Origin of the sequence: Actinomadura sp. NPDC047616, assembly GCF_040642915.1 — a bacterium.
GTDB lineage: Bacteria > Actinomycetota > Actinomycetes > Streptosporangiales > Streptosporangiaceae > Spirillospora > Spirillospora miaoliensis.
This window is the reverse complement of sequence record NZ_JBEYTB010000003.1, coordinates 116,580-128,941: the sequence shown is the minus strand read 5'-3', so window position 1 is coordinate 128,941 and position 12,362 is coordinate 116,580. Positions and strand designations below refer to the sequence as shown.

Genomic DNA, 12,362 nt, shown 5'->3' with positions numbered 1-12,362 from the left:
AGGGCGTTGCTGTGGAAATGGCAAAGCGGTGGTGACGGAGTGTTCACGCGGGAACACTGATTGTCGTGACCCATACGTTGTTGCATCAGGTTCTGGTCTCCGACCTGGTGGTGCCGATCGGGCTCGCGGAGACCGAGGACCAGGAGTCGCTCACGGGGTTCGGCGCCCGGCTGGCGGACGACACCTGGCTGCGGTCCGACCTGATGGTCTTCCGCAAGGAGCAGGCCAGGGACGATCTGTGGTACATCGACGGCGGGCCGCTGCTGGCCGTCGAGGTCACCTCGGACGCCTCGCGCGAGGCCGACCTCGGCCGGAAGAAGGAGATGTACGAGCGGTTCGGGGTGCCGTCGTACTGGGTGGTCGACCTCAAGGGCGACGAGCCCGAGGTCGAGGTGTTCGAACTCGGGTGTGACGGCCGCTACGTCGAGGCGGCCCGCGTGACCTGGGGCCGCTCCCGCACGCTGACCCGGCCGTTCCCGATCGAACTCGCCCCCGATGCCATCTTCGACCGGCCGCCGTGCCGGTCCGCAGCGAGGAGGACAGCCGCCGTGCCCGACCAGACGCACCGCACCGGCCCGGATCTGCCGCACTGTGAGGACCCCATCCTCATCGACGCCTTCGGGCACCGCTGGCCCACGGGCGCCGAGAAGGTGGAGCTGTGGGACGGCTGCCCGGTCTTCTACGGGGAGTGGGACGAACGCGACGTCGAGATCGCCGAACGCGCCTATCCGGGACGCGTCGTCCGCTTGGACCAGCCGCCCGGCGAGCCCGGCACCATGACCGTCCTGCCCGGCCCCGGCACCGCGACGTGACGAACGGGCGCCCGCGGCCGCACCAGGGCGTCGGCCGCGGGCGGCGGGCTACTTGAACAGCGGCCAGGCGATGAACGGCGGGACGCGGCGGAACTCGCCGCGGTTGGCGGCGCGCGCCGCGTACACCAGGAAGACGAAGGTGACGGCGGTGAACGCCAGCGGCAGCCAGATCATCACCTCGGCCAGCAGCGACAGCAGCCCCCCGACGAGCCACATGGCGACGGCCGCGACGGCCATGTTGAGCCCCTGCGCGGCGTGCCACCGGACGAACGGCGAGCGGCCCCTGCCGACGTAGACGACCAGCGGCGCGATCACGCTGACCACGAACTGGCCCACGTAGGCCATCAGCGCCCACGTCGTGTCGTCGTGGCCGGAGGGGCCCTGCGGGGGAAGGCCGCGGTGGCCCGGCGTCGCGGCGGGCGGGATGGGCTGGTGGCCGTAGCCGGGGGACGGCGGAGGCCCGTAGGCCATGGCGGGAGTCCTCTCCGAATGGCTGTTGGCGAACGGTATGACTCCTTTGACGCTCCGAAACCCCGCTCGGTTCACCGCCCGCCGCGGCGGCTCGCGGCAGCCGGACCAGACCGGCAGTTGGGTCCGCGTCACGGCTCCGCCGCCCGCCGGGCGCGCAGAGCCCGGAGCTTGTGGCGGTTGCCGCAGCGCTCCATCGAGCACCAGCGCCGTGCGCCGGGACGGGACGTGTCGACGAACAGCAGCGGACAGTTGTCACCGGCGCATTCGCGGACGCGTTCGGCCAGCGGCCCGGACAGCAGCTCGATCATCTCCCGGGCCAGGGTCGACAACGCCTGCGTCGCCCGTACCGTCGCCGCCCACCCCGCCGTGGTGCCGTCGGCCGCGAGTTCGGGGGCCAGCGGCGCCTCCGCCGCGGCCCGGTTGATGGTCGCCACCGCCCCGGCGGGTATCGGCCGGCGCGCCGCCCGGGCATGGGCCGCGTCCCAGATGGCCTGGCGCAGGGCCTTGGCCGCGGTCAGCTCGCCGGCCGTCACGGGAACCGTCATGACCACGGACAGCGGCGGCTCGGCCAGCCATCGGGCCAGGTCGGCGGGCTGGTGGAGGGTCTCGAACACCGCGTAGCGGCCCTCGCCGCCGGTGTGGGCGAAGTCCAGGCAGACCGCGCCGGCGTCGAAGCGGAACGACCCTCCCTTGGGGTCGTGCAGGACCCGTCCGGTTGTGCTCGCACGCATGAAACCACTATAACTGGTGTCGTGCGACACCACTATTACCGGTGTCATCGTCAGAGGAGGGCGACACATGGGCGTACGTCACATCAACCCCGAGGGGCTGCACCGCAGCCGGGCCTTCAGCCAGGCCGTCGTGGTCGAGCAGCCGACGAAGACGATCTACATCGGCGGGCAGAACGGCGTCGACGCCGACGGCAGGGTCGTCGGCCCCACGGTCGCGGAACAGGCCCCGCAGGCGCTCCGCAACCTTCGCACCATCCTGGAGAGCGAGGGGGCGAGCCTGGCCGATATCGTGCACTGGACCATCGCCGTGGTGGACGGCCACAGCGTCGACGAGGGCGTGGCAGCCTTCCAGCAGATGTGGGACCCGGCCGACCCGCCGCCGGCCATCACCGTCCACGTCGTCGCCGGCCTGGCCCCCGGGCGCCTGGTCGAGATCGACGCCGTCGCCGTCGTGTGACACCCCCGCCACCCCGACCGGCCGGTCGTCGCGATCGGCAGCCCCCGCCGCCGATTCCTACCGCCGTCACCGCCGGCCACCCTGGCCGCGACCGGTCGGCTCAGTGGTGGTCGGCGCCGGCGAGCGGGTCGCGAAGGGCGGCGGCGGTGAACCGTTCGGCCGTCCCTTCGGGCGGGTAGAGCGTCAGGCCCAGCGCCGGCAGGACGTGCAGGCCGCTTCTGGCCACCACCTCGTGGCCGAGGTCGCGGAACAGCGTGACGACGTCGCGTGCGGGTTCGTCCAGCAGGTCGATGCCGTCGAGACGGACGCGCAGCTCGGGGTTGCCGCCCCAACCAGGGCGGCGCTCGCCGTGGATCTCGCCGATCCGCTCCACGCCGTCGTGGCCGCGCCTGGTCGACAGCGAGAGGCTTCCTCGGCCCACCCGCACGGTGCGCGTGCCGTCCCAGCCGCACACGAACGAGACGACCGGCGAAGGGGTGCGGCAGCGTTCGGCCACGGCGGTCAGCGTGGTCCAGGCGTCCTGCGCGAGGGTGGTGAACAGCAGGCTGGCCCCCGGCAGCAGGGCGCCGCGTCCCGGCTCCAGCGTCACCACAAATGGCGGCACCCGTCCCGGGAACCGCGCGGGATCGGGTTCGCGCAGCGTGACCAGGCCCTCCCAGGCGACCGGCTCGTCCACCGCGAACCAGGTGACCTCGGCCTCGACGCCCAGCTCGGCGAACGTGCGGTCGGTCAGCGTCTCGTCGACGTGGCGGCGCAGCGCCGCCGCCGTCTCGGCCAGCCGGCGCGCCCACCACGCGGGTTCGGGGTCGTCGCGGCCGTTCTCGCTCCACAGGACACCCGGGCCGCCCAGGTCGGCGTGCTGCTCCGCCCCGTCCTTGTCGACGACCACCGAGCGCCATCCAGCGGGCTCCCCGTGCAGCAGCACCCGAACCGGCACCCGGCCGTACCCCGTCGCCCCCTGGTTCCGCACGTGGCCGACTCTATCCACGCTGATCACCACCCCGACCCCCACATGCGCAGAATCCCCCCAAGGTGTCCCGGACGGCGCCCGTGCCCATGCGGCCGATGGGCGACACGGTGGTGATTCCAGGGCGGGCAGTGGCGGGTCGGTAGGGTCGAGGGGATCGGCCGCTGGGCGGCGTGGGACGACAAGGGAGGTTGTGCCGTGACCCACTCCGAGCAGGTGAGGTTGTCTCCGGAGGAGCGGGAAACGGTGAACGGGGCGGTGCGGGCGTTGCGGTCGGCGGCCCCCGACGGGTGGGAGCACTTGGAGTTCGTGTTCCGCGCCACCGTCAGCATCGACAGTTCGGCCCTGCAGGTCGTCGACGCGGACGGCAATATCCGGCCCACCACGGTGCCCGGGCAGGCCAGCGACAAGATGGACGACCTGCGGCAGCTGATGTACCGCGAGGACAAGGGGGCGTGGTTCACCGCGCGCCTGCGGGTGGAACGGTCCGGGCGGTTCAGCGCCGAGTTCGACTACGACGGCGAACCCGACTTCAACCCGCCGCTGACCGCCGACACCTACGCGGTGGACCTGGAACACTTCCCCCGTTCGGAGGAGCACATGCCCGACTGGCTGCGTGCCAGGCTCGCCGGGCGGTGACCCCAGGGATGGTCTCGGCATGAGGCGAGGAGCGGCAGACTGGAGGGGTGCCCGCTACCTTGCCCGATGGTGACCCCGTACCCGCCGACGGCGCGCTTCCCGCGCGCGCCCTGGAAGGGCTGGGGACGCGGCCGTTCGCCTTCTACGTGCACGTGCCGTTCTGCGTGACGCGGTGCGGCTACTGCGACTTCAACACCTACACCGCCGGTGAACTCGGCCCGGGGGCGAGCCGCGACTCCTACGCGGACACGGCGATCGCCGAAATCCGGATGGCGCGCCGCGTGCTCGGCGACGCGGAACTGCCCGTGGCGACCGTCTTCGTGGGCGGGGGCACGCCGACGCTGCTGGCCCCGGACGACCTGGGCCGCGTTCTCGGTGCCATCGACGCCGAGTTCGGGCTGGCCCCGGACGCCGAGGTCACCACCGAGGCCAATCCCGAGTCGGTGGACGAGGCGTACCTGGGCAAGCTCCGCGAGGCCGGATTCACCCGCGTCTCCTACGGCATGCAGAGCGCGCGCGAGCACGTGCTGGCCGTGCTGGACCGCGCCCATACGCCCGGGCGCGTGCCCCAAGTGGTGGACTGGGCCCGCAGGGCGGGCTTCGAACACGTCAACCTGGACCTCATCTACGGCACGCCGGGGGAGAGCCACGACGACTGGCGGGCGTCCCTGGAAGCGGCGCTGGCCGCGGAGCCCGACCACGTCTCGGCCTACGCGCTCATCGTCGAGGAGGGCACCCGCCTGGCCGCGCAGGTGCGGCGCGGGCGACTGGAGCAGCCGGACGACGACGCCATGGCCGACCGCTACCTCATCGCGGAGGAGACGCTGAGCGCGAACGGCCTGCGCTGGTACGAGATCTCCAACTGGGCGGCGACCCCCGACGCCCGCTGCCGCCACAACATGCTCTACTGGACGGGCGCCGACTGGTGGGGCGTGGGCCCCGGCGCGCACAGTCACGTGGGCGGCACCCGCTGGTGGAACGTCAAGCACCCCGCCGCCTACGCGGCGCGGCTGGCCGAGGGCGTCACCCCCGCGCACGCACGCGAAGTCCTGGACGACACCGACCGCCGCATCGAGCGCGTCATGCTCGAACTGCGGCTGGCCGACGGCTGTCCCGCCGAGCTCCTGGACGACGGGGCCGTCCGCCGCATGATCGACGATGGGCTGATCGAGCCGGAGCCCTACCGGCGCGGCCGCGCGGTGCTGACCCTGCGCGGCCGCCTGCTCGCCGACGCCGTCGTCCGCGACCTGACCTGACACGTCGACCGGCCTGACGTCGGCCCGGCCCGGCGCGGCGTGCGCGTCAGCGGATCATGGGCCAGGCCATGAACGAGGGGAAGCGGTACCACTCGCCGCGGTTCCCGGCGACGGCCGCCATGATCAGCAGCACGATCTGCGCGATGAACTGCGCGAGGAACGTGAAGAACCCGATGATCAGGAACATCAGCACGATGTTGATGATCACGTAGACGGTCTGGGTGATCGCGAAGTTCAGGCCCTGGGCGCCGTGGTGCCGCAGGAAGGGCGACTCGTCCTTCTTGATCAGGTAGACCAGCAGCGGTGCGATGAAACCGAGGACGAGCTGGCCCAGATGGCCCAGCAGCGCCCACGTCCGCTCGTCCGAGGTCGTCTGCCCGGGGCCGTATCCGGGGGCGCCGTACGGCTGCATCTGGCCGCCGTAGGAGCCGTACCCGGGCGCCTGCCCGTACGCGTCGTATCCCGGCTGCCCGTATCCAGGCTGCCCGTACCCCGGGGCCTGGCCGTAGCCGGGCTGCTGCCCGTAGCCGGGGTCGTATCCGGGCTGGGACTGGCCGTAGCCCGGCTGCTGCCCGTGGTTGGGCGGGTCGTATCCCGGCTGGCCGGGGTGCCCGTGCGTCATGGCCTGCTCCTCGTGGTCGCCTGCGGTGAGGGCTGCGGGGCTGGGACAAGGAAGTGGGGACGAGGGATCGGGGGCAAGGACGCCTGGCAAGGCCGCGGAACGGCCTTGAGGCGCTAGGGGGCCGTTACGAAGTCGATGATTTCTTCGACGCGCCCGAGCAGCTCAGGTTCCAGGTCCGTATAGGAGTTCACGGAACCGAGGATGCGCCGCCATCCCTCGCCCACGTCGTCCCCCCAACCCAGAGCAGCGAGCACGCCTTCCTTCCAAGGTACGCCGCGCGGGACGTCCGGCCAGGCCCTGATTCCCACGGCGCGGGGCTTGACGGCCTGCCAGATGTCGACGAACGGGTGGCCGGTCACCAGGACGTGGGGGGAGCGCACCCGCGTGGCGATCCGGCTCTCCTTGGAACCCTCCACCAGGTGGTCGACGAGCACGCCCAGGCGGCGTTCCGGGCCGGGCGCGAACTCCCCCACGATGGCGGGCAGGTCGTCCACGCCCTCCAGGTACTCCACGACCACACCCTCCACCCGCAGGTCGTGGCCCCAGATCTTCTCCACCAGCTCGGCGTCGTGCACGCCCTCCACGTAGATGCGGCTCTCCTTGGCCACACGCGCGCGCAGGCCGCTCACCGCGATGGACCCGGAGGCGGAGCGCGCCGGGGCCCGCGGGCCCTGCGAGGCCTGGGCGGGCCTGACGAGCGTGACGGGCTTGCCGTCCAGCAGGAACCCCGCCTTGGTCAACGGGAACACCCGGCGCTTGCCGAACCGGTCCTCCAGCGTCACGCCGAACTTGTCGCAGCCGACCACGGCGCCGCAGAAGCCGCTGTCCGGGTCCTCCACCACCAGGTCGCGTTCGGCCGGGATCTCGGGGATCTGCCCCTTGCGGGGCCGCCGCCAGTCGCCTGCCAGGACGTCGTTTCCGTAGTCCTTACTCCACACGGATCCGCACATTAACCGCACTGCTCGCCCCGGCACCGTTCGCGCACGTCCTTCGGCGTGGCGCGCCCCCCGGGAGGCCGCGACCGGCCAGGGGCACGGCCCTGGGAACGCCCCGGGGCTGCTTCCGGCCGCGCCAGGCACTCCAGCCGGTGCCCGCCGGGCCGTACACTTGGCACTCGGAAGTATGGAGTGCCAGTACGGGGGCAGGGGAGGTGACCACGTGCTCGACGACCGGAAGCTGGCGGTCCTGCGCGCCATTGTCGAGGACTACGTCTCCACCAACGAGCCGGTCGGGTCCAAGTCGCTGGCCGACCGGCACAACCTCGGAGTGTCCCCGGCGACGATCCGCAACGACATGGCCGTGCTGGAGGAGCAGGGGTACATCACCCAGCCCCACACCAGCGCGGGCCGGGTGCCCACCGACAAGGGCTACCGGCTGTTCGTCGACCGGCTGTCGACGATCAAGCCGCTGTCGTCGGCCGAGCGGCGCGCCATCGAGACGTTCCTCAGCGGCGCCTACGACCTCGACGACGTGGTGGGCCGGACGGTACGGCTGCTGGCCCAGCTGACCCGCCAGGTCGCCGTGGTGCAGTACCCGTCGCTGACCCGCTCGACGGTGCGGCACGTGGAACTGGTCCCGGTGGCCTCGCACCGGCTGCTGCTGGTCCTGATCACCAACACCGGCCGGGTCGAGCAGCGGGTCATCGAGACGCCGCGCGACGTCTCCGAGGACACCGTCGGGCACCTGCGGGCGTTGCTCAACACCTGCCTGGACGGCTGCGGGCTCGGCGAGGTGCCGAACGCCGTGGCCGACCTCCCGGAGAAGGTGGCGGTGGACGACCGGCCGGTCGCCGCGGCGGTACTGTCGGTGCTGCTGGAGACGCTGGTCGAGAAGCACGACGAGAAGATCGTGTTCGCCGGCGCCGCCAACCTGGCGGCCGTGGACTTCTCGCAGAGCCTGCGCGAGGTCCTGGAGGCCCTGGAGGAACAGGTGGTGCTGATGCGCCTGCTCGGCGAGGTCGGCGAGTCCTCGTCTTCTGTTACCGTGCGGATCGGCACGGAGAACCCCGACGAGGGGCTGCGCTTCACCTCGGTGGTCGCGGCCGACTACGGCGTCGGGGACAGGACCCTGGCTCGGCTCGGAGTGCTCGGGCCGACACGCATGGACTACCCCAGCACGATGGGAGCGGTACGGGCAGTGGCACGCTACGTTGGACAGATCCTGGCGGGGTCGTAAGTGGCCAACGACTACTACGCGACCCTGGGGGTCCGCCGCGACGCGAGCCCGGACGAGATCAAGAAGGCGTACCGGCGGCTCGCGCGCGAGCTGCATCCGGACGTCAACCCCGATCCGGAGACCCAGGAGCGGTTCAAGGAGATCACCCAGGCGTACGAGGTGCTCTCCGACCCCAAGAAGCGCGAGATGTACGACCTGGGCGTGGACCCGTTCGCGGCCGCGGGTTCGGGCGCGGGCGGGGCCGGGCCGTTCGGCGGCGCCGGCTTCCCGTTCAGCGACATCATGGACGCCTTCTTCGGCACGGCGACCTCGCGTGGCCCGCGCACCCGCGCCCGGCGCGGCCGCAACGCCACGCTGCGCGTCGAGCTGGACCTGGCCGAGACCGCCTTCGGCACCACGCGCGAGCTGACGATCGACACCGCCGTGGTGTGCACCACCTGCGAGGGCTCGGGCTGCGCGCCCGGCACCCACCCGGAGACCTGCGACACCTGCATGGGCCGCGGTGAGGTGCAGCAGGTGCAGCGCTCGTTCCTCGGCCAGGTGATGACCTCGCGGCCGTGCCCGCGCTGCGGCGGCTTCGGCAGCGTGATCCGCACCCCGTGCCCGGAGTGCTCGGGCGACGGCCGGGTCCGCACCCGCCGCACCGTCAAGGTCAAGATCCCGGCGGGCGTGGAGAACGGCATCCACATCCAGCTGGCCGGGGAGGGCGAGGTCGGCCCGGGCGGCGGCCCGCCCGGAGACCTGTTCCTGGAGATCGTCGAGAAGCCGCACCCGATCTTCGAGCGGGAGGGCGACGACCTGCACTGCACCGTGCAGATCCCGATGACCGCGGCGGCCCTCGGCACCAGCGTCACCATCGACACGCTGGACGGTGCCGAGGAGGTCGACATCAAGCCCGGCACGCAGTCCGGGCAGGTCATCACCCTGTACGGGCGGGGCGTGCGGCACCTGAACGAGAGCGGCCGCGGCGACCTGCTCATCCACGTCAACGTCGAGACGCCGTCCAAGCTCGACGACGAGCAGGAGGAGCTGCTGCGCCGCCTGGCCGAGCTGCGAGGCGAGGAGCGTCCGCCCGGCAAGTTCGCCCCCGGGCAGCGCAGCGTGTTCTCACGGCTGCGCGACGTGTTCAACCAGTAGGACGGAACCCCGCCCGACGGGAACGAGTAAGAAACGGGAATCGTGTCTCCGCCGGTCTTCCTGGCCGAGTCCTCCGCGCTGGAGGACGATCGCGTGCTGCTCGGCGGGCCGGAGGGCCGGCACGCGGCCACCGTGCGCCGGCTGCGGCCCGGCGAGCGCGTCGACCTCACCGACGGCGCCGGGCTGCTGGCCGAGTGCGTGGTGGCCGCCGCCGACCGCGCGTCGCTGACCCTGGACGTGCTCACGCGGCACCGCCACGAGCGCCCTGAGCCGCGTCTGGTGGTCGTTCAGGCCCTGCCCAAGGGCGAGCGGGGCGAGCTGGCCGTGGAGACGATGACCGAGGCGGGCGTGGACGAGATCGTCCCGTGGGCGGCGGCCCGCTGCGTGACGCAGTGGCGCCCGGAGAAACGCGACAAGGCCCTGGGGCGCTGGCGCACCGCCGCCCGGGAGGCCGCCAAGCAGGCCCGCCGCAGCTGGCTGCCGGAGGTGCCGCCGCTGGCCGCCACCGCCGACGTCGAGGCCCGGGTCGCCGCCGCTGCCTGCGCCGTCGTCCTGCACGAGGAGGCCGGCGAGCCGCTCAGCGCGCTGCGGCCGCCCGGCAGCGGAGACATCGTGGTGATCGTCGGCCCGGAGGGCGGCATCGCCCCCGAGGAACTCGACCGGTTCGCCGCAGCCGGGGCGCGTCCGGTCCGCCTGGGCCCGACCGTCCTGCGCACCTCCACCGCGGGCGTGGCGGCCGCGGCCGTCCTGCTGGCCGCCACCGGCCGCTGGTAGGCCGCCCGTCAGGGCATGCGCATGGCGCAGGCATGGCGCGTGTTTCCGGGCATGCGGAAGCCGATCCCGGGCTGGAGGGATCGCGGGGTGTGGGATTGTGCGCGCTCGGCTCGGTGACCGTCAGATCACTCTGGGGCCACGGCGGGCGCGTCGGTAGAGGCGGGAGCGGGCTCGCTCGACGTCGGTGCCTCCGGCTGCTCGGTGGGCTCGCTGGGAGGCGTCGTCGTCGGCGTGGTGGGCGGCGGTTGCGTGGGCGGGGTCGGCGACGTCGGCGGGGTCGAGCACGTGCCGCTCTGCTGCGGGGCGGGGGAGCCGCTGGCGGACGGCCGGTCCGTCGTGGTGTCGCTGGGACCGCACGCGGGTGAGCCGCTGGTGGTCGGCGGGGTGGAGGAGACGGACGCCGAAGGGTCGTCGCCGGGAGCGCTGCCGTAGGAGTCCGGGACGCGGGTGCCGGGCGGCACGCCGGGCACGCCGGGCGTCGACCCGTTCCGCGCGGTCTGCTCGTGACCGTCGGACGAGCCGTTGCCGCCGGCGGTCGACGACAGGAACCCCAGCGTCTGCGGCGCCGAGACGCCGAGCCCGGCGACCGCCACGGCGGTCGCGACCGCCAGCAGCGGACGCGCCCAGTTGGCGGTGAACCAGTCCCAGGAGAACCGGCGCCGGCGTCGGTCGTCGATGCGGCGGCGGATCCGCTCCAGGCCGTCGGCCGCGGGGGTGACCTTCTCCGCCTCCGCGTTGAGCGCACGGCGGAGGATGTCGCCGTACTCGTCGTGGGGGTCGGTCATGTCACTTCCGGGGCGAAGGGGGCGGCCCGCAGGCCGGTGGAGGCCCCGTCCTCCTTTCGATTGCTCGGTCGCGAGGGCGGCCCGCAGGCACGCGACGGCGGGTGCGGTTCCGCCGTCCCGTGCGCGGGGTCGCCCCTCAGGCGCGCGCCCCGGACGGCCCGCGGCGCGGCGGGGCCGCCCCTCGGCCGGCCGGAGGGCCCGGACGGCCTCAGGTGCTGGGTGGAAGTCACGAGAACTGCTCCAGGACGTTGCGCAGCGCGGCCATCCCGCGGGCCGTGTGGCTCTTGACGGCGCCCCGGCTGATGCCCATCGCGCTGGCGATCTCCGCTTCGGACAGGTCGGCGTAGTAGCGCAGCACCAGTGCCTCCCGCTGGCGGGCGGGCAGCCGGTGCAGCGCCTCGATCACCGCGCTGCGTTCCAGTTCGCCGATCGCGCCCGCCTCCGCACTGGGCGCGTCCGGGAGCCCCTTGGGGGCGTACTTCTCCACCACAGCGCGGTGCCGCAGCACCGACCGCGACCGGTTGACCACCGACTGACGCAGGTAGGACAGGGCCTTGTCGGGGTCGCGCAGGCGCCGCCAGCCGCCGTGCATGGCGACGAAGGCGTCCTGGACGACCTCCTCGGCCGTCCCGGCGTCGCGGACGAGCATCGCCGCGAGCCGCACCAGCGAACGGTAGTTGGCGCTGTAGAGGGCGGTCACCGCCTGATCGGCATCCCAGGCGACGGCCACCGCCCCCGCCGTGCCCCTGGCCACGAGGGTCTCGGTCACGTCTGTGGGACGCGCACCCTCGTCGTCCGGTTTACGAAAGGGCATGTTCCTGCCAACCTCGGTCACCTATCCGCCGCCTTTGCCGTCCCCCGGCCATCCGTTCGGATGAGTGCCTTCGGGACGGCGTGCATGGCGAACCCGACCGGCCGACAAGGCGGGAGGCGCAGGGGTTTCGAACCGGGGGGTACGCCAGGGTTGCAACCTTAATCCAGCGGACCGGTGGAATGCGGCCGATCCGTCAATGGTCGATCGGCGAGACCCTATCCAGCGCGGGGCGTCCGCGGCCACGCGCCGGACGCCGCTCGGTAGGATTCGGGCACGATCGCGGAGGGAGACCGATGACCGACTGCCTGTTCTGCAAGATCGTTTCGGGGGACGTGCCCGCCAAGGTCGTCCGCGAGTCGGCGCGCACCGTGGCGTTCCGCGACATCAACCCGCAGGCTCCCACGCACGTGCTGGTGATCCCCCGCGACCACCACCCGAGCGTGGCCGACCTGGCCGCCGCCGACCCCGGCCTGCTGGCCGAGGTGCTGAGCGAGGCGCACCAGGTGGCCGTGGACGAGGGCGTGGCCGAGACGGGCTACCGGGTGGTGTTCAACACCGGTCCCCAGGCGGGGCAGACGGTCTTCCACGTGCACGCGCACGTCCTCGGCGGGCGCGGGCTGAACTGGCCGCCCGGCTGACGGGCGGGCGGGCCGCCGCCGTTTCCCCGGCGGCGCCGCGGGTAGCCACCGAAAATACGGCGGCGTCATGTCGCGAGCGGCCAG

15 protein-coding genes are annotated in these 12,362 nt (G+C 72.9%); 8 read left to right on the top strand and 7 right to left on the bottom strand.

Features of this window, described 5'->3' with window-relative positions:
• The first annotated feature begins 56 nt into the window (after positions 1–56).
• Positions 57–812, top strand: a complete 756-nt coding sequence (locus tag ABZ801_RS08225; protein WP_360695669.1) for a Uma2 family endonuclease — start codon at positions 57–59, stop codon at positions 810–812.
• Positions 813–860: 48 nt separating this feature from the next.
• On the opposite strand, the gene ABZ801_RS08220 is transcribed toward ABZ801_RS08225, so the two are convergent.
• Both ABZ801_RS08220 and ABZ801_RS08215 read right to left on the bottom strand, forming a co-directional pair.
• The gene (locus tag ABZ801_RS08220) at positions 861–1,283 is read right to left on the bottom strand and encodes a DUF4870 domain-containing protein (RefSeq protein ID WP_360694451.1); all 423 of its coding nucleotides are present in this window, start codon (positions 1,281–1,283) and stop codon (positions 861–863) included.
• A gap of 128 nt (positions 1,284–1,411) precedes the next feature.
• On the bottom strand, positions 1,412–2,014 hold the full coding sequence (locus tag ABZ801_RS08215) for an ABATE domain-containing protein (protein ID WP_360694448.1): 603 nt from the start codon (positions 2,012–2,014) through the stop codon (positions 1,412–1,414).
• A gap of 67 nt (positions 2,015–2,081) precedes the next feature.
• Here ABZ801_RS08215 and ABZ801_RS08210 point away from each other — a divergent pair, with 67 nt between their 5' ends.
• Entirely contained in the window at positions 2,082–2,471 is a 390-nt protein-coding gene (locus ABZ801_RS08210; RefSeq protein WP_360694446.1) for a RidA family protein, read from the top strand.
• Positions 2,472–2,571: 100 nt separating this feature from the next.
• On the opposite strand, the gene ABZ801_RS08205 is transcribed toward ABZ801_RS08210, so the two are convergent.
• Positions 2,572–3,441: a hypothetical protein gene (locus ABZ801_RS08205; protein ID WP_360694443.1), complete on the bottom strand. Its 870-nt coding sequence runs from the start codon at positions 3,439–3,441 to the stop codon at positions 2,572–2,574.
• Positions 3,442–3,636: 195 nt separating this feature from the next.
• On the opposite strand from ABZ801_RS08205, the gene ABZ801_RS08200 reads away from it, so the two are divergent.
• Positions 3,637–4,077 (top strand): hypothetical protein, encoded by a 441-nt coding sequence (locus ABZ801_RS08200; protein WP_360694440.1) that lies wholly within the window; start codon positions 3,637–3,639, stop codon positions 4,075–4,077.
• A 47-nt stretch (positions 4,078–4,124) separates the two neighbouring features.
• Positions 4,125–5,333: a radical SAM family heme chaperone HemW gene (gene hemW / locus ABZ801_RS08195; protein WP_360694436.1), complete on the top strand. Its 1,209-nt coding sequence runs from the start codon at positions 4,125–4,127 to the stop codon at positions 5,331–5,333.
• Positions 5,334–5,379: 46 nt separating this feature from the next.
• Here hemW and ABZ801_RS08190 read toward each other — a convergent pair whose 3' ends face one another.
• Positions 5,380–5,955 (bottom strand): DUF4870 domain-containing protein, encoded by a 576-nt coding sequence (locus ABZ801_RS08190; protein WP_360694433.1) that lies wholly within the window; start codon positions 5,953–5,955, stop codon positions 5,380–5,382.
• Positions 5,956–6,068: 113 nt separating this feature from the next.
• The gene (locus ABZ801_RS08185; protein ID WP_360694430.1) at positions 6,069–6,905 is read right to left on the bottom strand and encodes a DUF3097 domain-containing protein; all 837 of its coding nucleotides are present in this window, start codon (positions 6,903–6,905) and stop codon (positions 6,069–6,071) included.
• Between the two features lie 208 nt (positions 6,906–7,113).
• Here ABZ801_RS08185 and hrcA point away from each other — a divergent pair, with 208 nt between their 5' ends.
• The 3 genes from hrcA to ABZ801_RS08170 are packed head-to-tail and all read left to right on the top strand — an operon-like array spanning position 7,114 to position 10,041.
• Positions 7,114–8,130: a heat-inducible transcriptional repressor HrcA gene (gene hrcA, locus ABZ801_RS08180; protein ID WP_344950017.1), complete on the top strand. Its 1,017-nt coding sequence runs from the start codon at positions 7,114–7,116 to the stop codon at positions 8,128–8,130.
• The gene (dnaJ, locus tag ABZ801_RS08175; RefSeq protein ID WP_344950022.1) at positions 8,131–9,267 is read left to right on the top strand and encodes a molecular chaperone DnaJ; all 1,137 of its coding nucleotides are present in this window, start codon (positions 8,131–8,133) and stop codon (positions 9,265–9,267) included.
• A gap of 42 nt (positions 9,268–9,309) precedes the next feature.
• A complete protein-coding gene (locus tag ABZ801_RS08170; RefSeq protein ID WP_360694427.1) occupies positions 9,310–10,041 on the top strand; it encodes a 16S rRNA (uracil(1498)-N(3))-methyltransferase in 732 nt (243 codons plus the stop codon).
• Between the two features lie 125 nt (positions 10,042–10,166).
• On the opposite strand, the gene ABZ801_RS08165 is transcribed toward ABZ801_RS08170, so the two are convergent.
• Complete coding sequence (locus ABZ801_RS08165) at positions 10,167–10,826, bottom strand: hypothetical protein (protein WP_360694424.1); 660 nt, start codon at positions 10,824–10,826, stop codon at positions 10,167–10,169.
• A 226-nt stretch (positions 10,827–11,052) separates the two neighbouring features.
• Positions 11,053–11,595 carry a SigE family RNA polymerase sigma factor gene (locus ABZ801_RS08160; RefSeq protein WP_344950030.1) on the bottom strand — a complete coding sequence of 181 codons (543 nt, stop codon included), beginning with the start codon at positions 11,593–11,595 and terminating at the stop codon, positions 11,053–11,055.
• Positions 11,596–11,933: 338 nt separating this feature from the next.
• Here ABZ801_RS08160 and ABZ801_RS08155 point away from each other — a divergent pair, with 338 nt between their 5' ends.
• Positions 11,934–12,278 carry a histidine triad nucleotide-binding protein gene (locus tag ABZ801_RS08155; RefSeq protein ID WP_360694421.1) on the top strand — a complete coding sequence of 115 codons (345 nt, stop codon included), beginning with the start codon at positions 11,934–11,936 and terminating at the stop codon, positions 12,276–12,278.
• Positions 12,279–12,362 lie beyond the last annotated feature (84 nt).